The organism is Saccharothrix sabaoui, from assembly GCF_051756985.1.
Taxonomy (GTDB): domain Bacteria; phylum Actinomycetota; class Actinomycetes; order Mycobacteriales; family Pseudonocardiaceae; genus Actinosynnema.
In genome coordinates this window covers 1-19,339 of the sequence record NZ_JBPKJK010000166.1, presented here as the reverse complement: position 1 = coordinate 19,339, position 19,339 = coordinate 1, and the positions used below count along the sequence as shown (strand labels likewise).

Annotated in this window: 18 protein-coding genes; 11 read left to right on the top strand and 7 right to left on the bottom strand. The window is 73.1% G+C overall.

The genetic code is table 11. The features are described 5' to 3' along the window. Positions 1-9: 9 nt before the first annotated feature. Positions 10-1,305 (bottom strand): cellulose binding domain-containing protein, encoded by a 1,296-nt coding sequence (locus ACR807_RS34545; protein ID WP_438925693.1) that lies wholly within the window; start codon positions 1,303-1,305, stop codon positions 10-12. A 689-nt stretch (positions 1,306-1,994) separates the two neighbouring features. Here ACR807_RS34545 and ACR807_RS34540 point away from each other — a divergent pair. The 6 genes from ACR807_RS34540 to ACR807_RS34515 all read left to right on the top strand — a co-directional run bounded on the left by ACR807_RS34540 (position 1,995) and on the right by ACR807_RS34515 (position 9,422). Beyond that, the gene (locus ACR807_RS34540; protein ID WP_438925692.1) at positions 1,995-3,263 is read left to right on the top strand and encodes an ABC transporter substrate-binding protein; all 1,269 of its coding nucleotides are present in this window, start codon (positions 1,995-1,997) and stop codon (positions 3,261-3,263) included. Next, positions 3,260-4,219: a carbohydrate ABC transporter permease gene (locus ACR807_RS34535; RefSeq protein WP_438925691.1), complete on the top strand. Its 960-nt coding sequence runs from the start codon at positions 3,260-3,262 to the stop codon at positions 4,217-4,219. The genes ACR807_RS34540 and ACR807_RS34535 overlap by 4 nt, the downstream gene beginning before the upstream one ends. After that, entirely contained in the window at positions 4,216-5,064 is an 849-nt protein-coding gene (locus tag ACR807_RS34530; RefSeq protein ID WP_438925690.1) for a carbohydrate ABC transporter permease, read from the top strand. The genes ACR807_RS34535 and ACR807_RS34530 overlap by 4 nt, the downstream gene beginning before the upstream one ends. 26 nt (positions 5,065-5,090) lie before the next feature. Further along, positions 5,091-6,644 carry a glycoside hydrolase family 43 protein gene (locus tag ACR807_RS34525; protein WP_438925689.1) on the top strand — a complete coding sequence of 518 codons (1,554 nt, stop codon included), beginning with the start codon at positions 5,091-5,093 and terminating at the stop codon, positions 6,642-6,644. Between the two features lie 317 nt (positions 6,645-6,961). Beyond that, entirely contained in the window at positions 6,962-8,308 is a 1,347-nt protein-coding gene (locus ACR807_RS34520) for a glycoside hydrolase family 10 protein (RefSeq protein WP_438925688.1), read from the top strand. 112 nt (positions 8,309-8,420) lie between these two features. Then, the gene (locus ACR807_RS34515) at positions 8,421-9,422 is read left to right on the top strand and encodes a LacI family DNA-binding transcriptional regulator (RefSeq protein WP_438925694.1); all 1,002 of its coding nucleotides are present in this window, start codon (positions 8,421-8,423) and stop codon (positions 9,420-9,422) included. Here the strand turns inward: ACR807_RS34515 and ACR807_RS34510 are convergent. Beyond that, entirely contained in the window at positions 9,415-10,392 is a 978-nt protein-coding gene (locus tag ACR807_RS34510; RefSeq protein WP_438925687.1) for a PaaX family transcriptional regulator, read from the bottom strand. The genes ACR807_RS34515 and ACR807_RS34510 overlap by 8 nt on opposite strands. A 352-nt stretch (positions 10,393-10,744) precedes the next feature. Here ACR807_RS34510 and ACR807_RS34505 point away from each other — a divergent pair, with 352 nt between their 5' ends. From ACR807_RS34505 to ACR807_RS34490, 4 genes are all read left to right on the top strand, one after another. Next, complete coding sequence (locus ACR807_RS34505; RefSeq protein WP_438925686.1) at positions 10,745-12,079, top strand: extracellular catalytic domain type 1 short-chain-length polyhydroxyalkanoate depolymerase; 1,335 nt, start codon at positions 10,745-10,747, stop codon at positions 12,077-12,079. Between the two features lie 126 nt (positions 12,080-12,205). Further along, the gene (locus ACR807_RS34500) at positions 12,206-12,880 is read left to right on the top strand and encodes an arsenate reductase/protein-tyrosine-phosphatase family protein (RefSeq protein WP_438925685.1); all 675 of its coding nucleotides are present in this window, start codon (positions 12,206-12,208) and stop codon (positions 12,878-12,880) included. An 84-nt stretch (positions 12,881-12,964) separates the two neighbouring features. After that, positions 12,965-13,666 (top strand): aquaporin, encoded by a 702-nt coding sequence (locus ACR807_RS34495; RefSeq protein ID WP_438925684.1) that lies wholly within the window; start codon positions 12,965-12,967, stop codon positions 13,664-13,666. Continuing rightward, on the top strand, positions 13,663-14,136 hold the full coding sequence (locus ACR807_RS34490; protein WP_438925683.1) for an arsenate reductase ArsC: 474 nt from the start codon (positions 13,663-13,665) through the stop codon (positions 14,134-14,136). Before ACR807_RS34495 ends, ACR807_RS34490 begins: the two co-directional genes overlap by 4 nt. Before the next feature lie 120 nt (positions 14,137-14,256). Here the strand turns inward: ACR807_RS34490 and ACR807_RS34485 are convergent, their stop codons facing one another. The 3 genes from ACR807_RS34485 to ACR807_RS34475 all read right to left on the bottom strand — a co-directional run bounded on the left by ACR807_RS34485 (position 14,257) and on the right by ACR807_RS34475 (position 16,493). Beyond that, positions 14,257-14,757 carry a CAP family protein gene (locus ACR807_RS34485; RefSeq protein ID WP_438925682.1) on the bottom strand — a complete coding sequence of 167 codons (501 nt, stop codon included), beginning with the start codon at positions 14,755-14,757 and terminating at the stop codon, positions 14,257-14,259. A 20-nt stretch (positions 14,758-14,777) separates the two neighbouring features. Beyond that, complete coding sequence (locus ACR807_RS34480) at positions 14,778-15,455, bottom strand: hypothetical protein (protein WP_438925681.1); 678 nt, start codon at positions 15,453-15,455, stop codon at positions 14,778-14,780. A gap of 321 nt (positions 15,456-15,776) precedes the next feature. Then, the gene (locus ACR807_RS34475) at positions 15,777-16,493 is read right to left on the bottom strand and encodes an SDR family oxidoreductase (RefSeq protein WP_438925680.1); all 717 of its coding nucleotides are present in this window, start codon (positions 16,491-16,493) and stop codon (positions 15,777-15,779) included. A gap of 91 nt (positions 16,494-16,584) precedes the next feature. Between ACR807_RS34475 and ACR807_RS34470 the strand changes: the two genes are divergently transcribed. Then, entirely contained in the window at positions 16,585-17,478 is an 894-nt protein-coding gene (locus ACR807_RS34470) for a LysR family transcriptional regulator (RefSeq protein ID WP_438925679.1), read from the top strand. Here ACR807_RS34470 and ACR807_RS34465 read toward each other — a convergent pair. Continuing rightward, positions 17,404-18,573, bottom strand: coding sequence for a sensor histidine kinase (locus ACR807_RS34465; protein ID WP_438925678.1), 1,170 nt, complete (start codon positions 18,571-18,573; stop codon positions 17,404-17,406). The genes ACR807_RS34470 and ACR807_RS34465 overlap by 75 nt on opposite strands. Beyond that, positions 18,566-19,294 carry a response regulator transcription factor gene (locus tag ACR807_RS34460; RefSeq protein WP_438925677.1) on the bottom strand — a complete coding sequence of 243 codons (729 nt, stop codon included), beginning with the start codon at positions 19,292-19,294 and terminating at the stop codon, positions 18,566-18,568. The genes ACR807_RS34465 and ACR807_RS34460 overlap by 8 nt, the downstream gene beginning before the upstream one ends. Positions 19,295-19,339: the final 45 nt, after the last annotated feature.

Sequence of the window (19,339 nt, the reverse complement as noted above, 5' to 3'; positions counted from 1 at the left end):
TGGAGCGGGTCAGAAGTTCTTCTTGGCCACGACCCACGGGTACCGGGACGCGAGGCCGGACGGGTCGAGGACGTAGCTCCGGGCGGTCTGGTTGCCGTTGAGGACCATGTCGAGGAACTGGACGACCGTGGTCATGCCCTCGGTCACCTGGGCGCCGGTGATGAAGCCGCCGTGCCCGGCCTGCGGGTGCTCGGCCAGCACGGCGGGCACGGTGACCAGGCCGTAGTTGGCCCGCGTGTTGTCGTAGGCGATGTCGGACGGGCCCCCGTCCATGAACAGCACCGGCGCGTGCAGCTTGCCCAGCTCGGCGCGCGAGTAGCCGAAGGAGCCGTCGGCGAAGAGGCCGCTGTCCAGCGACACGGTCGCGTCGACCCGGGCGTCCTGGGCGGCGATGAGGGCCTCGATGCCGCCGCACGAGTGGCCCGCGGTGGCGACCCTGGTCAGGTCGAGCTGCTGCCGCAGCGCCGCCCCGGAGCGGTTCTGCTCGCGCTCGGCCCAGCCGATCGCGTCGGTCAGCAGGGACGGGATCGGCGACCCGCTGGGCACCCCGTTGGGGGAGCCGTTGGCCGACCCGGTGTCGACCACGACGAAGCCCTTGGAGGCGATGAACGTCAGGATGCGGGTGACCTCGCTGTTGTCGGTGTGCGCGCACGCGCCGTTGCCGAAGGCCACGACGGGCAGCGCGCGGCCGACGGCCTGCGGGTTCGAGGGGCGGAACACCGTGTAGCGGTTGTCGCCGTAGGCGCCCTCCCGGGTGACCGCGAAGTTGTTCTCCACGGCGGGGCGGTTCGGCGGCGTCGTGGTGGTCGTGGTGGTGGTGGTCGTCGTGGTCGTCGTGGTCGTGCTCGTGGTCGTGGTGCTCGTCGGGGTGGTGGAGCCGGTGCACGCCACGCCGTTGAGCGTGAACACCGCCGGGGGCGTCGGGCGGGCCCCGGAGGTGCCGTTGAAGCCGAACGACACCGCGGCACCGGTGGCGACGGAGCCGTTCCAGGCGGCGTTGGTCGCCGTCACCCGGGCGCCGGACTGGGTGTGGGTCCCGTTCCACGACTGGGTGATGCGCTCGTCGCCGGCGAACGACCAGGAGAGCTGCCACCCGTTCACCGGGTCGCCCAGGTTCGTCACGACCACGTTCGCGCCGAACCCGCCCGGCCACTCCGAGGAGACGGCGTAGTCGGCCCGGCAGCCGGCGGCGGCGGACGCGGACTGCGCCCCGACCAGTGCCACCGCCGTGGTGGTCAGCGCCAGCGCGACGCCGACCGCCGCCGTTCGCCGGGCGAGTGGATCGATTCCGTGCACGGTGATCACGTCTCCTTCGGAGGTGGGCCGGTCCGGGGTGGGGCCGGGTCCGCCGACCGGGCACGCGGTGGCCACCCGAGTCCGAACCATGGCTGTTAGCGCTAACAAACCAGGGATTCGCGCTCTTTTGCGCAAGCGGGTGCGATGAGGCGTCGGCATCGCCGTCGGAGGGACGTCCGCCGCGTCCATAAGACTGTGGAGGATTGCGCACAGCGGGTCAAGAGATGACGAAAATGTTTCGCCGAGGTAAGTCTCGTGCGAATAGCTAAAGTTAACGCAAACATCTTTAGCTGGGCGTCGGCGTTGACCGCCCGGCGGAGCCGCGGTTACCTTTCGCGCGGTGGGGCCGGAGAAGACCTGGTGCCGGGCGGGTCGGGCCCGATCCCGGCGGAATTGCGCGGACCGCACCGCCGGGGCCTGCGCCGCGCCGTGTTCCACCTTTGTTTCGGTGAATGGCGTCCGGTCGCCGCCTTCGGCGACGCCGCTGGTGGGCGCGTGATCCCCGCGGATTCCCGAGACCCGTCCTTGACGGCCGGTGTGACGCGCCTTACGGTCGTGAGCGCTAACAATCGGAGTTGGAAGCGAAACTTTCGGCCGCTGAGGTGGGTGCCGCTCGACGCGGTGCCCGCCGGAACTCCCGGCCACCCAGGAACCCGCGCGGCCACGTGCCGCTTGGCCGCACACGTTGGAGAAGCGTCGTGACCTTCCGCCCGCCCCTGCTGCTCGCCGCCGCCGCGGCCCTCGCCCTGATCACCGCCTGCACGCCGGGCGGCGGAGGGGGCGGGGGCGGGGACGGCAAGTCCTTCGACTTCTGGTCGTTCTCCGCCATCAACCAGAAGGCGTCCGTGGACGCCTACCGGGAGAAGCACCCGGACATCGAGATCAAGCTGACCGAGGTGGGCACCTCGACCGAGACCGCCCAGGCGCTGACGACGGCGCTGGCCGGCGGCAAGGTGCCGGACCTGGTGCTCATCCAGGGCGACAACCTGCCGCAGTTCGTGCAGCAGCCGCAGAACTTCGTCGACCTGCGCACCCTCGGCGCCGATGACCTGAAGGGCGACTACCTGGACTGGGTGATGACGCAGAGCGTCGCCAAGGACGGCGAGGTGCTCGGCATCCCCACCGACGTCGGCGGCATGGCCGTGGCCTACCGCACCGACCTGTTCGCCGCCGCCGGGCTGCCCACCGACCGGGAGGCGGTGAGCGCCCTGTGGCCGACGTGGGACGCGTTCATCGAGACCGGGAAGCGCTACAAGCAGGCCACCGGCAAGGCGTTCACCGACAACGCGGCCACCAGCGTGTTCTACCAGGCCGTCAACCAGGTCTCGGAGAAGTACTACAGCGAGGACCGCAAGCCGGTCTACGACAGCAACCCGCAGGTGAGGACGGCGTTCGACCTCGGCATCAAGGCGGCCACCGCCGGGATCACCGCCGGGCAGTCGTCGTTCGAGAGCGCGTGGAGCGCCGGCATGGCGCAGGGCGCCTACGCGGCCGTGTCCGCGCCGTCGTGGATGCTCAACTCGATCCGCAGCACCGCGCCCGACACCGCCGGCAAGTGGGACATCGCCCGCATCCCGGGCGGCTCGGGCAACTGGGGCGGCAGCTACCTCGCCATCCCCAAGCGCGCGCAGAACCCCCAGGCCGCCTGGGAGTACATCAAGGAGATGCAGTCCCCGCAGGGGCAGCTGGAGCACTTCGGCCGGTCCGGCGCCCTGCCGTCCACGCCCTCGGTCTACCAGGACGCCAAGGTCGCCGAGGCGACCGACCCGTTCTTCTCCGGCGCGCCGACCGGCAAGATCTACACCGACGCGCTGCTGGAGCTCAAGCCGTTCTACATCGGTCCCGACAGCGCGACCATCGGCCAGGAGTTCCTCAACTCGATCACCAACGTCGAGCAGAGCGGCGGCGACCCGGCCACCGCGTGGGACGACGCGGTGCGCAACATCAAGACCGCCATCGGCGGGTGAGCGCGGTGGCCATCGTGCTCACCCCGACACCACCGGTCGCGCCGCCGCCCCTCGCCCCCCGGACCGCCCGGGGGCTGGGGGAGCGCCTGTCGGCGTACGGCTACATCGCGCCGTTCTTCGTGCTCTTCGCGGTGTTCGGCCTGTTCCCGTTCGCCTTCACGTTCTACGTCGCGCTGTTCGACTGGAACCCCATCGGCGACCAGGTGTTCATCGGCGCGGACAACTTCACCCGCATGTTCGCCGACCCGCGGTTCTGGAACGCCGCGGGCAACACGGTGAGCATCTGGTTCCTGTCCACCGTGCCGCAGCTCGTGCTGGCCCTCGTGCTGGCGCACGTGCTCAACCACGCCCGGCTGCGGTTCGCGCTGTTCTTCCGGATGTCGATGCTGGTCCCGTACGTCACCTCGGTGGCGGCCACCGCGATCGTGTTCGCGCAGCTCTTCGACCGCGACTACGGTCTGCTCAACTGGCTGCTGGGGCTGGTCGGCGTGTCGCCGGTCGACTTCGTCCAGTCCACCTGGGGCAGCCACCTCCTCATCGCCACGATGGTGACGTGGCGGTGGTTCGGCTACACCACCCTGCTCTACCTCGCCTCGCTTCAGTCGGTGCCCCGCTCGGTGTTCGAGGCCGCGGCCATCGACGGCGCGGGCCCGTGGCAGCGGTTCCGCCACATCACCGTGCCGTCGCTGCGACCGGTGATCATCTTCACCGTGGTCACCTCGACCATCGGCGGCCTCCAGGTCTTCACCGAGCCGCTGCTGATCGCCTCGGGCGCACCGCTGACGTGCGGGGCGGTGCGGCAGTGCCAGACGTTGACGCTGTTCCTCTACGAGCAGGGCTTCGGGCAGTTCGAGTTCGGCTACGGCTCGGCGATCGGCGTCGCGCTGTTCGCCATGGTCGTGGTGATCGCCGCGGTCAACTACCTGCTGTCCACCCGGATCAAGGCGGACCGATGACGACCACCGCGCCGCGCCGGCGGCACCCGGGCCGGGTCCGGTGGTGGACCTACCTGCTGCTGGCGGTGGCCACCGTCGCGTGCCTGTTCCCGCTGTACTGGATGTTCATCGTCGCCACCACGGACACCGCGACGGCCACGCGGATGCCGCCCGAGGTCGTGCCCGGTGACAACTTCCTGCACCTCCTGGGGCTGGTCCTGGAGACGGTGCCGTTCGTGCAGGCGCTGCTCAACAGCCTGGCCGTGGCCACCGCCATCGGGGTGGGCCAGGCGGTGCTGTGCGCGCTGGCCGGGTTCGCCTTCGCCAAGCTGAGCTTCCCGGGCCGCAACACCCTGTTCCTGGTCGTCGTGCTCACCATGACCGTGCCCACCCAACTGTCCGTCATCCCGCAGTACATGATCATGTCGTGGCTGGGCTGGGTGGACACCCTCCAGGCCCTCGTGGTGCCCGGTCTGGCCAGCGCGTTCGGCATCTTCTGGATGCGCCAGCACATCACGGCGACGATCAGCGACGAACTGGTGCAGGCCGCCACGATCGACGGCGCGAACACGTGGCAGGTGTTCTGGCGCATCGCGTTCCCCATCGTGCGGCCGGCCGCGTTCGTGCTCGGCCTGTTCGGGTTCGTCACCGCGTGGAACGACTTCCTCTGGCCGTTCATCGTGCTCAAGTCACCCGAGCGCTACACCGCCCAGATCGCCATCAAGGCGCTCCAGAACAGCTACGACGTGGACCTCGGGCTCGCCATGTCCGGCTCGTTCCTGGCCACCGTCCCCCTCGTGGTCCTGTTCGTGGTCGTCGGCCGCCGCATGGTCGCCGGCATCCTCGACGGCGCCTTCAAGGGCTGAAACCCCCCCGCACGACAAGGGAAGACATGACGTCACCGAGAACCGAAGCGCCGTTCTACGACAACCCGGTGATCCCGGGGTTCCACCCGGACCCGAGCGTGTGCCGGGTCGGCGAGGACTACTACCTCGTGTGCTCCAGCTTCGAGTACTTCCCGGGCGTGCCGATCTTCCACAGCCGCGACTTGGTGCACTGGCGGCAGATCGGCAACGTCCTGGACCGGCCCTCCCAGCTCCCGCTGCCGCCCGACGCGGCGGCCTCCGACGGCATCTACGCGCCCACGATCCGGCACCACGACGGCCGGTTCTGGATGATCACCACGAACGTGTCGAGCGGCGGCAACTTCCTCGTCACCGCCGAGCGGCCCGAGGGCCCGTGGTCGGACCCGGTGTGGGTGGACCTGCCGGGCATCGACCCCGACCTGGTCTGGGACGAGGACGGCAACTGCTGGTGCGCCTTCGCCGGCGCGCACGGGGCGGAGTTCTTCGGCGTGCAGGTCGCCCGCGTCGACCCGGGGTCGGGGAAGGTGCTGGAGGGGCCGCTGCCCGCCTGGGAGGGCACCGGGTTGCAGTGGCCGGAGGCCCCGCACCTGTACCGCGTGGGGGAGTGGTGGTACCTGCTGATCGCGGAGGGCGGCACCGAGCGCGGCCACACCGTCGCCGTGGCGCGGGCGCGCTCGCTGCACGGCCCCTGGGAACCCGCGCCGCACAACCCGGTCCTGACCCACCGCGGCACCAACCGCCCGGTCCAGAGCACCGGCCACGCCGACCTCGTCACCACCCCGGACGGCGAGTGGTGGATGGTCCTGCTGGCCACCCGCCCGCGCGGCTACAGCCCGAACTTCCACGTGCTGGGCCGGGAAACCTTCCTCACCCCCGTGCGGTGGGAGGACGGCTGGCCGCGCGTGGGTCCCGTGGAGCTGCGGGAACGCGCGCCGGGCGCGCCGCGACCGCTGGAACCGGCCCCGCGACGCGACGACTTCGACGACCCCGAGCCCGACCCCCGGTGGATCTCGCCCCGGTCGCGCCCGGACGGCTCGTGGTCGCTGACCGAGCGGCCGGGGTGGCTGACCCTGCACGCCACCGGCCCCACGCTGGACCGGCCGGGCGCCACCTTCTTCGGCCGCCGCCAGCAGCACCAGGAGAGCCGGACCGCCGTCCTCCTCGACCCGGGCTCCGGGCGCGCGGGCCTGTCGGTGCGCCTGGACGAGGCGCACCACTACGACCTGGAGGTCGCCGACGGGCAGGTCGGCGTCGTCGCGCGCATCGGACCGCTGCGCCAGAGCACGGCCACGCGCCCGGTGCCGCCGGGACCGGTCACCCTCGTGATCACCACCCGCCTGGACCGGCAGTCGCCACCGGGCGACGGGGAGCCCGCGGGCCTGCACGTGGCCGCGCCCGACTACGTCGCCTTCCACGTCGGGGACGACCCGGAGCCGCTGGCCGAGCTGGACGGCAGGTACCTGTCCACCGAGGTCGCCACCGGCTTCACCGGCCGGGTGATCGGCGTGTACGCCGTCGAGGGCACCGCGTGGTTCGACTGGTTCGAGCACGGTCCGCACGACGATTCGACGCCGGCTTGAGGACCTGCTCAAGAGCCTGCGCAAGGCAAGAGTTGCGCACGAAGTTTCGAATATTTTCGATACTTCTGCATCGGTTTTGATGGTGTTTCCCCTGGTTGAGCGCGTAGTTCTGGGGCTGGATCAGGGACGGATGGGTTCAGGCATGTGAAATTGGGGCTTGATCGGCCGATCTGTTTCGGTTAATACTCGTAAAGGTTTCAGAGCCAACAGCGGGTGGTGACGAGAGTCCTCGGCCACCCCGCACCGAGCGGGCCGCCAGCCGCTCCGACCCGTCCCCCACCCGCCCCCGTGCGGGTACTTCCTCAGAAAGCGCGAACATGAAGCTGACAGCGAAGTCGGTCTCACGAGCCGCACTCGTGTCCACACTGGTGGCCGCGGCCGCGGGTGCCGCGGTCCTCGTGGCGGCGCCCGCCAGCGGCGCCGCCTCCACGCTCGCCGCGGCGGCGCAGCAGAGCGGCCGGTACTTCGGCACGGCCGTGGCGGCGAACAAGCTCTCGGACTCGACCTACGTGGGCATCCTGAACCGCGAGTTCGACATGGTCACGGCCGAGAACGAGATGAAGATGGACGCGACCGAGCCGAACCGGGGGCAGTTCAGCTACGGCAACGCCGACCGGATCGTCAACCAGGCGCGCGGCCAGGGCAAGCGGGTGCGCGGGCACGCCCTGGCGTGGCACTCGCAGCAGCCCGGCTGGATGCAGTCCATGGAGGGCTCCACGCTGCGCCAGGCGATGCTCAACCACGTCACCCAGGTCGCCACGTACTACCGCGGCAAGATCTACGCCTGGGACGTCGTCAACGAGGCGTTCGCGGACGGCAGCTCCGGCGGCCGGCGCGACTCCAACCTCCAGCGCACCGGCAACGACTGGATCGAGGCCGCGTTCCGCGCGGCGCGCGCCGCCGACCCGGGCGCGAAGCTCTGCTACAACGACTACAACACCGACAACTGGTCGCACGCCAAGACCCAGGGCGTGTACCGGATGGTGCAGGACTTCAAGTCGCGCGGCGTGCCCATCGACTGCGTCGGCTTCCAGGCCCACTTCAACAGCGGCAACCCGGTGCCGAGCAACTACCACACCACGTTGCAGAACTTCGCCGCGCTCGGCGTGGACGTGCAGATCACCGAGCTGGACATCGAGGGCTCCGGGTCGACGCAGGCCCAGCAGTACCAGGGCGTCGTGCAGGCGTGCCTCTCGGTCGCCCGCTGCACCGGCATCACCGTGTGGGGCATCCGCGACACCGACTCGTGGCGCGCCTCCGGCACCCCGCTGCTGTTCGACGGCAGCGGCAACAAGAAGGCCGCGTACACGTCGGTCCTCAACGTCCTGAACAGCGGCTCGGGCACCAGCACCCCGACGACCACCGACCCGACCACCACCACCCCGCAGAACCCCGGCGGCAGCTGCACCGCGACGTACTCCGAGGGGCAGAAGTGGAGTGACCGCTTCAACGGCCAGGTCACCGTCTCGGGCACGGACAACTGGGTCGTCACGGTGACCGTCAGCTCGCCGCAGCGGATCATCGCCACCTGGAACACCACCGCCACGTGGGAGAGCGCCAACGTGATGACCGCGCGCCCCAACGGCACCGGCAACACGTTCGGCTTCACCGTCCAGCACGGCGGCAACTGGAACTGGCCCGTCCTCTCCTGCCGGGTCGGCTGACCCCGGTCGACGGGGGAGGGCCCGGGTGCCACCGGGCCCTCCCCCCGGCGGGCGGCTGCGCGTTCGAGCAGAGGGGACGGCGGTGGGGAACAGGATTCCCGGGGTGCCCGCGATGGCGGACGTGGCCCGGCTCGCCAACGTCTCGCACCAGACGGTGTCGCGGGTGCTCAACGGGCACCCGCACGTCCGCCAGCAGACGCGCCTGCGGGTCCGGGCGGCGATCGCCGAACTGGGCTACCGGCCCAGCGAGGTGGCCCGCGCCCTGGTGACGGGCCGTTCGCAGCTCATCGGGGTGGTGGCGCAGAACTCCACCCTGTACGGACCCGCCTCGCTGCTCGCGGCCATCGAGCAGGCGGCGGCCGAGGCCGGGTTCGTGGTGACCGCCCTGCGGGTGGACGTGCTCGACCCCGGGTCGGTGTCCCGGGCGCTGGAGTGGCACTACGGCCGGCAGGTGGCCGGCATCGTCGTCATCGCGCCCACCGCCCCGGTGCACGACGCGGTCGACGCCGTCCGGTCCGCGACGCCCCTGGTGATGGTGGACGGCGACCCGGGGCGCGCGACGCCGACGGTCACCGTCGACCAGGTGGCCGGCGCCGCTGCGGCGACCCGGCACCTGATCGACGCCGGTCACCGCGCCGTGTGGCACGTGTCCGGCCCGGAGGACTGGTTCGACAGCGCGGGCCGCGTGCGCGGCTGGCGGTCGGCCCTGGAGGCGGCGGGGCTGGAAGCGCCACCGGTCGTGCCGGGCGACTGGAGCGCCGCGTCCGGCTACCGCGCGGGCCGGGAACTGGCCCGCGTGCCCGACCTCACCGCCGTGTTCGCGGCGAACGACCACCTGGCGCTGGGCATCCTCCGGGCGATGCACGAGGCCGGCAGGCGGGTGCCGCACGACGTGAGCGTCGTCGGCTTCGACGACGTGCCCGAGGCCGCCCACTTCACCCCGCCGCTGACCACCGTCCGCCCCGACTTCGACGCCGTCGCCCGCGACGCCCTGGCCCTGCTGCTGGCCCAGACCGGCGGGGGCGGCGCGGGGGAGGACGGCGCGGGGGAGGTGCCGCGCAGCCGTGAGCCGACCCTCGTGGCGCGGGACAGCGTGCGCCCCCCGGCTACGTGACCGGGCTCGGCGCGGTCGCGTCCCGCCGACCGTCGAACAGGTCGGTGGTGGTGTGCGCCCGGATGTCGGTGAGCGGCTCGTCGGTGTACCGGCCCGCGACGGCCCGCACGTAGTCCTCGGCGGGGGCGGCGAGGTTGTCGTACACGGCCGCGAACAGCGCCCGGGCGGGTTCCCGGAGCCAGCCGGGCGGGAGCAGGCGGGCGGGCAGCCGCGGGTCGAGGTAGGGCAGGCGGCGGTAGGTGTCCATCACCTCGGTGCGGGCGCGGACCGCGTCGGCCCCGGTGACGCGGGCGGCGCGCACGTCGTCGAGCAGCGGGCCCCACCTGTCGATGAAGGTCTCGTACTGCCGGGCGATGGCCGCCGTGTCCCAGGCGTCGAGGGGGTCGCGGTGGATCACCGCGTCGAGTTCGACGTGCTTGGCGCGGAAGGCCGTCACGGCGCCGAAGGCGAGTTCGGCCAGGTGCTTCCTGGCCTGCTCGGTGAGGGCGTGCGGCGAGATCCACAGGCCGTCGTAGAGGGGCGCGTACCCGAGCCACCGCAGGCGCGTGCGCAGTTCCCGCCGCCGGGCGACCTCGTCCTGGGGGAGCGAGAAGGCGATCAGCGTCCAGTGCTCGTCCCACGCGCCCGCCTCGGCCGCGGAGGCGATCGACCGGCCGCCCGCGGACAGGACGGCCGCCGCGGACCGGGTCAGCCGGTAGGAGCTGTTGCGCCCCCGTTTGCTGCCCTCCAGCACGCCCCGGCGGGCGAGCCGGCTGATGGCCGTGCGGGCGCCGGCGCTGGTCACGCCGGCCTCGGCGAGCAGGGCCACGATGGCAGCCGACGGCAGCCAGGCCCGGGTGCGCAGCGTGTAGTCGGCGAGCAGCGTCACGGCGAGGCCCTGCGGGGAGTTGCCCGACTGCCGCCGGGGGAGCCGGACCTGCCCGGACCCGTCGTCCGGGAAGATCTCCTCGATGTCGTAAGGGCTCGTCACGGCGGCTCCGGCGGGGCTCGGGCGGGCGGTCGGCACCGACTGTAATCGGCCCGGCGCGTGGCGACCGGCGCGCGGCGCGCTCCCACCGACAGGCCACCGGCGGTGACCTCGGGCGGGTCCGGCAGCCGGTCGCGGTCGAACCGAGACAGTCGATTGACAGTTTTTCGGCCGGCGAGCAAGCTAACTGTCATACGACAGGTGGTCGGGTGCCGGGCACGCCGAGATCGGGCACCGCCGTCGACGCCGGTCCCCCGTCGGCGACCCGCGAGCGGGTCCGCGCCGCCGCACCGCGGGCCGCCCGCGCACCCCTCCACGGTCGTCCGACCGCGCGCGGAACAAAGGAGTCCCCCGCATGAAGATCACCCGAAGTCCCCTGCTCGCCGCGGCCGCGTCGCTGGCCGTGGCCGGCCTCGTGGCCACGGCGCCCGCACCCGCGTCCGCGGCGACGCTGACCGAGGTCACGGGGTTCGGCGCGAACCCGGGCGGGATGCGCATGCACGTCTACGTGCCGGACTCGCGCCCCGCCAACCCCGGGATCGTGGTGGCCATGCACGGCTGCGGCGGCTCCGGCCCCGGGTTCTACTCGGGCAGCGAGTTCGCCTCGCTGGCCGATCGGCACGGGTTCGTCGTCGTCTACCCCAGCGCCCAGCAGGAGGCGGGGTTCGGCAAGTGCTTCGACACCTGGTCGGACGCCGCCAAGCGGCGCGGCGGCGGCAGCGACCCGGTCTCCATCATCTCGATGGTCACCCACGTCCAGCAGCGCTACGGCGGTGACCCGAGCAGGGTCTTCGCCACCGGCTCGTCCTCCGGCGGCATGATGACCAACCACATGCTCGCCCTGTACCCGGACGTGTTCAAGGCCGGCGCCGCGTTCATGGGCGTGCCCTTCAACTGCTTCGCGAACGCCGCCGACTACCCGCCCGGCAACAGCCGCTGCACCGGCGGCGGCGGCGCGAACCGCACGCCGCAGCAGTGGGGCGACGCCGTCCGGCAGGCCAACCCCGGCTACACCGGGACCCGGCCGCGCGTCCAGCTCTGGCACGGCAGCGCCGACACCCTCGTGCCCTACTCGCTGCTCCAGGAGTCGGTCGAGCAGTGGACCGACGTGTTCGGCCTGAGCCAGACGCCGACGTCGAGCGACACCCCGCAGCCCAACTGGAACCGCCGCCGCTTCAACGACGCCTCCGGCACCACCCTCGTCGAGGCGTACAGCATCCAGGGCGCCGGGCACAGCCTCCCGTCCGCCGGCATGGCCGCGCGCGCCGTCGCGTTCTTCGGCCTGGACGGCACCGGCGGCCCCACCACGACGACCACGACCACCACGACCACCACTCCCACGACCACCACCACGACGACGACGCCGGGCACGGGCGCGTGCCGGGTCAGGAGCACGGTGAACGCCTGGAGCAGCGGTCTGACCGAGAGCATCACCATCACCAACACCGGCACCACCGCCGTCAACGGCTGGTCGCTGGCCTTCACCCTGCCGGGCGGGCAGACCATCACCTCCGGCTGGAACGCGAGCTACTCGCCCAACTCCGGGCAGGTGACCGCCCGCAACGCCGCCTACAACGGCGCGATCCCGCCGAACGGCTCGGTCGACATCGGCTTCCAGGCCAGTCACACCGGTGACACGGCCAAGCCGGCCTCCTTCACCCTCAACGGCGCGCCCTGCTCCACCGCCTGACCCCCTGGTCGAACCGCCATCCCCGCCCGACCGGGTGCCGTCCGACGACGGACCCGGCCGGGCGGTTCCCCGTGCGTCGTGCGCCCGACTTGACGAACGGCGAGACGGTCAACCACCATTGAGTCAATGAGCACTGACTGGCCTCCCGGTCTGGTGGCGCGGGCACGCCTGCACGCCGCGCTGGGCGAACCCGCGCGGCTGGCGGTCGTGGACCTGCTGCTGCTCGGCGACGCCTCGCCCAGCGAGGTCGGCCGGGAGCTGGGGCTGCCCAGCAACCTGCTGGCCCACCACGTGAAGCTGCTGGAGCAGGCGGGGCTGGTGCTGCGTTCGCGCTCGGAGGGCGACGCCCGCCGCACCTACCTGCGGCTGCGGACGGCGGCGCTGTCCGGCCTGGTGCCCTCGGGGGTGCGGCGGGCGTCGCGGGTGGTGTTCGTGTGCAGCCGCAACTCCGCGCGGTCGCAGCTGGCGGCGGCGCTGTGGGCCGCGCACAGCGGGGTGCCCGCCGCGTCGGCCGGCACGCGACCCGCCGAGCGGGTGCACCCCATGGCGGTGTCCACCGCGAAGGCGCACGGCCTGTCGCTGGGTCGCGCCCGCACCCACCACGTCGAGCAGGTGGTGCGCCCCGAAGACCTGGTGGTGGCGGTGTGCGACAGCGCGCACGAGGAACTCGACCCCGCCGACCGGCTGCACTGGTCCGTGCCCGACCCGGCCGCGGTCGGCACCGAGGACGCCTTCGACGCCGCCTACCGCGACCTGGCCGACCGGGTCGAGCGCCTGGTGCCCGCCGTCCGCGCCCCCTGACCCGCGCCCCCTGACCCGCACCGCCGCCCGGCTCGGCCCACCGCCGGCCCCGCAGCACCACCTCGTCCGAGAACGGAACCCCCGATGACGCGGCACGTGTTCCGCCCCCTGGTCGCCGAGTTCCTCGGCAGCCTCCTGCTCGCCGCGCTCGTGATCGGCTCCGGCATCGCCGCCCAGCGGCTCTCGCCCGACGACGTCGGCCTCCAGCTGCTGGAGAACGCCGCCGCGACCGCCGTGGGCCTGTACGCGCTCATCCTCGTCTTCGGACCGGTCAGCGGCGCGCACTTCAACCCGGCGGTGTCCCTGCTCGACGCCGTGCTCGGAGACCTGCCGTGGCGGCGCTTCGCGCTCTACGTCCCGGCCCAGGTCGCCGGGTGCGTGACGGGCGCGGTCCTGGCCAACGTGCTGTTCGACGCCGCCCCGGTCAGCATCTCCACCACCGACCGCGCCACCTGGTCGCACGGCCTCTCCGAGGTCGTGGCCACCCTCGGCCTGCTGCTGGTGATCTTCTCGCTGACCCGCTCCGGCCGCGCCGACCGCGCGCCCGCCGCCGTGGGCGCCTACATCGGCGCGGCGTACTTCTTCACCAGCTCCACCAGCTTCGCCAACCCGGCCATCACCGTCGGCCGGGTGTTCAGCGACAGCTTCGCCGGCATCGCCCCGACCTCCGTGCCCGCCTACGTGCTGGCGCAGCTCGTCGCGGTGGCGATCGCGGTCCCGCTGCTGCGCCTGCTGTACCCGGGACGCGTCGTGGCGCCCCGGCCCGACCACGAGGGAGCACGATGACCGACGCCACCAGCACCGATCCCGCCGCCCGTCCCGACGCGACCGCGCCGCACAAGCCGTCGGTGCTGTTCGTCTGCGTGCACAACGCGGGCCGCTCCCAGATGGCCGCCGCGTGGCTGTCCCACCTGGCCGGCGACCGGGTCGAGGTCCGCTCCGCCGGCTCGGCACCCGCCGACCGGGTCAACCCGGCGGTGGTCGAGGCGATGCGCGAGGTCGGCGTCGACATCTCCGCCGAGAGCCCCAAGGTGCTGACCCACGAGGCGGTGCGGGAGGCGGACGTCTGCGTGACCATGGGCTGCGGCGACGCCTGCCCGGTGTTCCCCGGCAAGCGCTACCTGGACTGGAAGCTCACCGACCCCGCCGGGCAGGGCGTCGAGGCCGTCCGACCGATCCGCGACGAGATCAAGGCGCTGGTCGAGGGCCTGCTCGCCGAGATCGCCCCGGCCGCCGCGCGCACCGCGGTCGAGTAGGGCCCCTCGGCCCAGCGGGACGGCGGGACGGCGGCGCGCGCGGCGACCGGGCGAGCGGGTGGGCACGGGCGGCGGCGCGCTCAGCGCGTCAGTGGCGCTCCCGGCACGTGCTCCCGGTCGTCACGCGGTCGGCGAGACGTTCGCCTGGTAGGCGCCCTCCATGTTCCCGGCGGGGGAGAAGACCAGGGCGATGTAGGTCTCGTACCAGTCGCCGCCCTTGCCGTACGCGCGGCCGGCGCCGACCCGGGCGCTGTCCTTCCACACGAGCTGGGTGAAGTGGCCGGTCTTGGAGGAGTCGGCGGGGGCGGGCAGGGCGAAGTCGTAGTCCTTGATCTCGCCGTACCAGCTGCCGGTCGCCCCGGTGGTCGCCGCCACGCCGGGCGCGGAGGACGCCTGCCAGGACAGGTTCTCCCCCAAGCCGGTCCGCAGCCCCGCGTGGCCGTGGTTGAGGTAGTTCTCGGTGGAGACCAGCGCGGCGCGGGACTTGGCGTACTCCACCAGTTCCGGGTCGAGCTGCACGGGGGCCGCGCCGTGCTTCGCGCGGTAGTCGTTGATGCTCTGCACGATGCCGTCCAGGAATTCCTGGTCGGTGTGGTCCGGGAACGCGGCTCTGGAGCCCATGGGGGTCTTCTTCCTCTTCTTCAGTTGTGCTGCCGCCGGACGACGATGTCGTCCGGGAATCGCGGGTCGATCTCGTGGTGGGTGTCGTACTGGCTGCTGAAACCGGCGACCCGCACGACCTGGCCCACCGCGAGACCGGAGAGGTCGATGCCGGCCTGGGTGTTGACGAAGATCGTCAGCTCACCCGAGCCGTCGTCGACGAAGAACTTGTACCCGTACTCCGCGTCCTGCGCCGGGGGGCGGGTGATCGTGGCGACCACGCGCACCAGCAGCCCTTCGGTGGCCTCGCCGACGGCACCGGTGGTCACCGGCTCCGGGCGGACCGCGGGACCCTTGCCGCGCACGCGGACCGCGGCCGGGTCGGCGGGCACGAGGACGCGCAGCCCGGCGCTGTCGCGCAGCACGCCGGTCACCCGGACGCGGTCGCGGGGCGCGACCCCCGCGTCGACCGCGGTGCTGACGTAGATCCCGGCGGAGCGGTCCTGGACCGCGAAGCCCTTGTCGAAGAAGCTGGACTCGAACGCGCCCGACGGGGTGGTGGCGGTGCCCTCGACCGTGACCACCGCGCCCAGCGGCGACGACCGGGCCTGCGCGATGGACACCACCTGGTGGGGTGCCTCGGCCTGGGCGGGCGGCGCGGCACCGGCGCAGGCGAGTGCCAGGACCAGCACCGCGACGGCGCGTTGGCGGGAAGACATGGGGGAGTGCTCCTCTCCGGATCGCCACCGCGCTCGCGGGCGCCGCCGAACGCCGGACCCCATCCGGAGTCCATTCGGGACGGTCGTGTGCGCGGGGTGCGGGTCGGCGCCGACGTCGTGCCGCCCCCGAGTGGTGTCGGCCCTCCCGTTCGCCGTGTTACCCCCGCGCAGCCGGTGGATCGAAGACGCACGACATGGCCCAGCCGAAGCGGTTCCGGCGTGCCCGACGCACACGCTCGGCACCGGCGGCGTGTGAAAACGGCTGACCGGGCGGAGTCTTGACCGCGCTCGAACGGCCCAGTTCCGGCATTCGGCCCCGCGTCACCAGGGGACGACGCCCCCGTCGTCGAAGAAGCCGCCGCGCGGTCCGTCGTCCGGCAGGGTGGCGAGCCGGATCGCGACGGCGGCACCCTGCTCGGGCGTCCGGGGCGCGGCGAAGCCGGTGAAGTCGGTCGCGACGTAACCGGGGCAGGCGGCGTTCACGATGACGTTCGTGTCGGCGAGCCGGCGCGCGTACTGGGTCGTGATGCTGTTGAGCATCGACTTCGACGGTGCGTACGCGGCCATCACCGGCCCGGTCCGCAGCGTCAGCGAGCCCATGTTGCTCGACATGTTCACGACGCGCGGCGAGGCCGAACGGCGCAGCAGCGGGAGCATCGCGTTCGTCACCCGGACGACCCCGAACACGTTCGTGTCGAGGACGGTCCGGACGACGTCGAGGTCGAGCGTCGTCGGGTCCTGCGCGCCGCCGTCGAGCCGGCCGGCGATGCCGGCGTTGTTGACGAGCACGTCGAGCCGCCCCGCCGTCCGCTCGACGGTCGCCGCCGCCGCCGCGACGCTGTCGTCGGAGGTGACGTCGAGGGCGACCCCGACCGCGTCGACGCCCTCGGCGCGCAGGCGCTCGACGGCCTCCGCGCGCCTGGCCCCGTCACGCGCGCCCACCGCGACCGTGAAGCCGAGGGCCCCGAGCCCCCGGGCGACGGCGAGACCGATTCCCTTGTTCGCGCCGGTGACCAGCGCGATCTTCTTGTCGTCCACGTGGTCCATGCTCGACGGGGCGCGCGCCCGTGTCCAAGACAGGTCCGGCACCTCCTGATACCCGCCGGGTATCAGTGGGTAGGCTCCGCCCGTGGACGACCTGGAGACCCGCGAGCTGCGCTACTTCGTCGCCGTCGCCGAGGAGCTGCACTTCGGGCGCGCCGCCGACCGGCTCGGGATCGCGCAACCGCCGCTGTCCCGCGCGATCAGCCGGCTGGAGCGGCGGCTCGGCGTCCGGCTCCTCGACCGGGACCGCCGCGGGACCGCGCTCACCGACGCCGGCGCGGTGCTGCTCCGCGAGGCCCGGACCGCCCTCGACGCGGTCGCCGCCGCCGCGCGCCGGACGCGCCGCGCCGGGGACGCGGAGCGACCGCTGGTGCTCGTGACGAAGGCCGGGGCGTCCTACGAGCTGCTGCAACGGCTGCTCGACGCGGTCGCGCGCGAACCCGGTGCGCCACCGGTCGAGGTGCTGCTGTGCGAGGTCGGCGAACAGGCGCGGGCGCTGCGCGACGGGCGCGCCGACGTGGCGATCATGCACCGGCCGGTCGACGACCTCGCCGGGTTCGACACCGAGGACCTCTGCGTGGAGGGCCAGGTCGCGCTCCTGCCCGCGAGGCACCCGCTCGCCTCGCGCGACCGGCTCACCCTGGCGGAGGTCGGCGACGTGCCGGACCTGCCGATCGCCCGGTGGCCCCGGCTCGACGGGTCCTACCCGGACGGACCGGGACCGGAGGTGCGCACCCAGTCGCAGCTCGCCCAGCTCGTGGCGCTCGGCAAGGCGCTGCTCGTCATCCCCGCCTCCAGCCGCGCCTGGCAGTGGCCCGACCACGTCGCGGTGCCCGTGGTCGACGCGCCGGACATCACCACGGTGATCGCGTGGCCCTCGGGCAGCCGCTCACCGGCGATCACGTCACTCGTCCGCTCGGCCACCGCGCTCCGCACCGCGACGGCGCCCCGACGTGCCCACCGCGGCTCCGCGGGGTGAGGTCCCCGGCTCCCCGGGCGGCGCCGGGAGCCCGATCGTGACGAGGAGGCCACCGGCGGGGCGGGGCGCGAGGTCGAGGGTGCCGTCGTGCGCCTGGACGACGCTGCGCACGATGGCCAGCCCGAGGCCGACGCCGGCGTGCTCGTCGGTACGCGTGCGCCCCGTCCCGCGCCGGAAGGGTTCGGTGAGGGGCGGCACCAGCTCCGGCGGCAGCGGGTGGCCGGTGTTCTCGACCCGCAGCACGCCCACGCCGTGCCCCGTTCCGGTGTGGACGGTCGCGGTGCCGCCGGCGGGGAGGTTGTGCACGACGGCGTTCTGGACGAGGTTCGTCACCACCCGCAGCAGGAGCGCCGGGGAGCCGGCGGCCCACGCCGTCCCGCCGGTGACGTCGAGCGCGACCCCGCGCCGCTCGGCGAGGGGCAGCAGCGTCTCGACGGCCTCCTCGGCGAGGAGGGAGAGGTCGACGGGCTCGCGGGCGAAGCCCCCGCGGTCGCCCCGGCTGAGCACCAGCAGGGCCTCGGTGAGGTCGATCGCCCGCCTGGTGGCGGTGTGCAGGCGTTCGACGAGCTCGTCCCGGTCCCCGGTGGGGTCGTCGCGGGCGACGTCGAGGAGCGCCTGCGAGATGGCCAGCGGGGTGCGCAGCTCGTGGGAGGCGTTGGCGGCGAACCTCCGCTGCTCGGCGACGTGCGCTTCGAGCCGCGCGAGCATGGCGTCGAAGGCGTCGGCCAGCTCGCGGAACTCGTCCGCGCGGCCCGGCAGCCGGACCCGGTGGGAGAGCGACCCGTCCCCGGCCCGGCGCGTGGCGTCGGTGATGCGGGTCAGCGGGGTGAGCACGCGGCCGGCGAGGAACCAGCCCCCCACGAGCCCGAACACCAGCAGGAACACCAGCGCGGTGGCCAGGAACGGCACGAAGGCGCGCACGATGGCGTAGCGGTTGATCTGGAAGTCGTCGGTGGCGTGGACCGCGTCGTCGGGCAGGCCCCGCAGGTAGAAGAGCACCCCGGCGGCGAGCAGCAGGGTGCACGCGAGCACCAGGAACCCGGCGTAGCTGAGGGTGAGCTTGAGGCGGACGCTCGGACCGGGCCGCCTACCCACGGTCCGCCGCTCCCCGCCCGGTGTCCCCGTGCCCGGTGTCCCCGTGCCCGGTTCCCCCGTGCCCGGTGTCGATGCGGTAGCCGACGCCGGGCACGGTGGCGATGACCCAGGGCTCGCCGAGGCGCTTGCGCAGCGCCGAGACGGTGATGCGCACCGCGTTGGTGAACGGGTCGGCGTTCTCGTCCCAGGCCCGTTCCAGCAGCTCCTCGGCGCTGACGACACCGCCCTCGGCGGCGACGAGGACTTCGAGCACCGCGAACTGCTTGCGGGTGAGCGCGACGTAGCGGCCGGCGCGGTGGACCTCGCGGCGGAACGGGTCCAGCCGCAGGTCCGCGACCTCCCGCACCGGTGGCCTGCGGTGGGCGCGCCTGCGGTCGAGCGCCCTGAGCCTGAGCACCAGCTCCCGCAGCTCGAAGGGCTTGGTGAGGTAGTCGTCGGCGCCCAGCCCGAAACCGGACGCCTTGTCGTCGATCCGGTCGGCGGCGGTGAGCATGAGGATCGGCATTCCGCTGCCGGAGGCGACGATGCGCCGGGCGACCTCGTCACCGGAGGGGCCGGGGATGTCGCGGTCGAGCACGGCGATGTCGTAGGAGTTGACGCCCAGCAGCTCCAGGGCGGTGTCGCCGTCGCCCGCGACGTCGGCCGCGATCGCCGCCAGCCGGAGGCCGTCGCGCACGGCCTCGGCCAGGTGGGGTTCGTCCTCCACGACCAGCACGCGCATGCCCGGAGGGTAGGCGGCGCGGCATATCGCCCGCGTATGCGGATC

Excerpts from the sequence above, each read along its gene's own strand:
- ACR807_RS34530 (WP_438925690.1), top strand. The coding sequence starts at position 4,216 with ATGACGACCACCGCGCCGCGCCGGCGGCACCCGGGCCGGGTCCGGTGG.
- ACR807_RS34525 (WP_438925689.1), top strand. The coding sequence starts at position 5,091 with ATGACGTCACCGAGAACCGAAGCGCCGTTCTACGACAACCCGGTGATC.
- ACR807_RS34520 (WP_438925688.1), top strand. The coding sequence starts at position 6,962 with ATGAAGCTGACAGCGAAGTCGGTCTCACGAGCCGCACTCGTGTCCACA.
- ACR807_RS34515 (WP_438925694.1), top strand. The coding sequence starts at position 8,421 with ATGGCGGACGTGGCCCGGCTCGCCAACGTCTCGCACCAGACGGTGTCG.
- ACR807_RS34505 (WP_438925686.1), top strand. The coding sequence starts at position 10,745 with ATGAAGATCACCCGAAGTCCCCTGCTCGCCGCGGCCGCGTCGCTGGCC.
- ACR807_RS34500 (WP_438925685.1), top strand. The coding sequence starts at position 12,206 with ATGAGCACTGACTGGCCTCCCGGTCTGGTGGCGCGGGCACGCCTGCAC.
- ACR807_RS34495 (WP_438925684.1), top strand. The coding sequence starts at position 12,965 with ATGACGCGGCACGTGTTCCGCCCCCTGGTCGCCGAGTTCCTCGGCAGC.
- ACR807_RS34490 (WP_438925683.1), top strand. The coding sequence starts at position 13,663 with ATGACCGACGCCACCAGCACCGATCCCGCCGCCCGTCCCGACGCGACC.
- ACR807_RS34485 (WP_438925682.1), bottom strand. The coding sequence starts at position 14,757 with ATGGGCTCCAGAGCCGCGTTCCCGGACCACACCGACCAGGAATTCCTG.
- ACR807_RS34480 (WP_438925681.1), bottom strand. The coding sequence starts at position 15,455 with ATGTCTTCCCGCCAACGCGCCGTCGCGGTGCTGGTCCTGGCACTCGCC.
- ACR807_RS34460 (WP_438925677.1), bottom strand. The coding sequence starts at position 19,294 with ATGCGCGTGCTGGTCGTGGAGGACGAACCCCACCTGGCCGAGGCCGTG.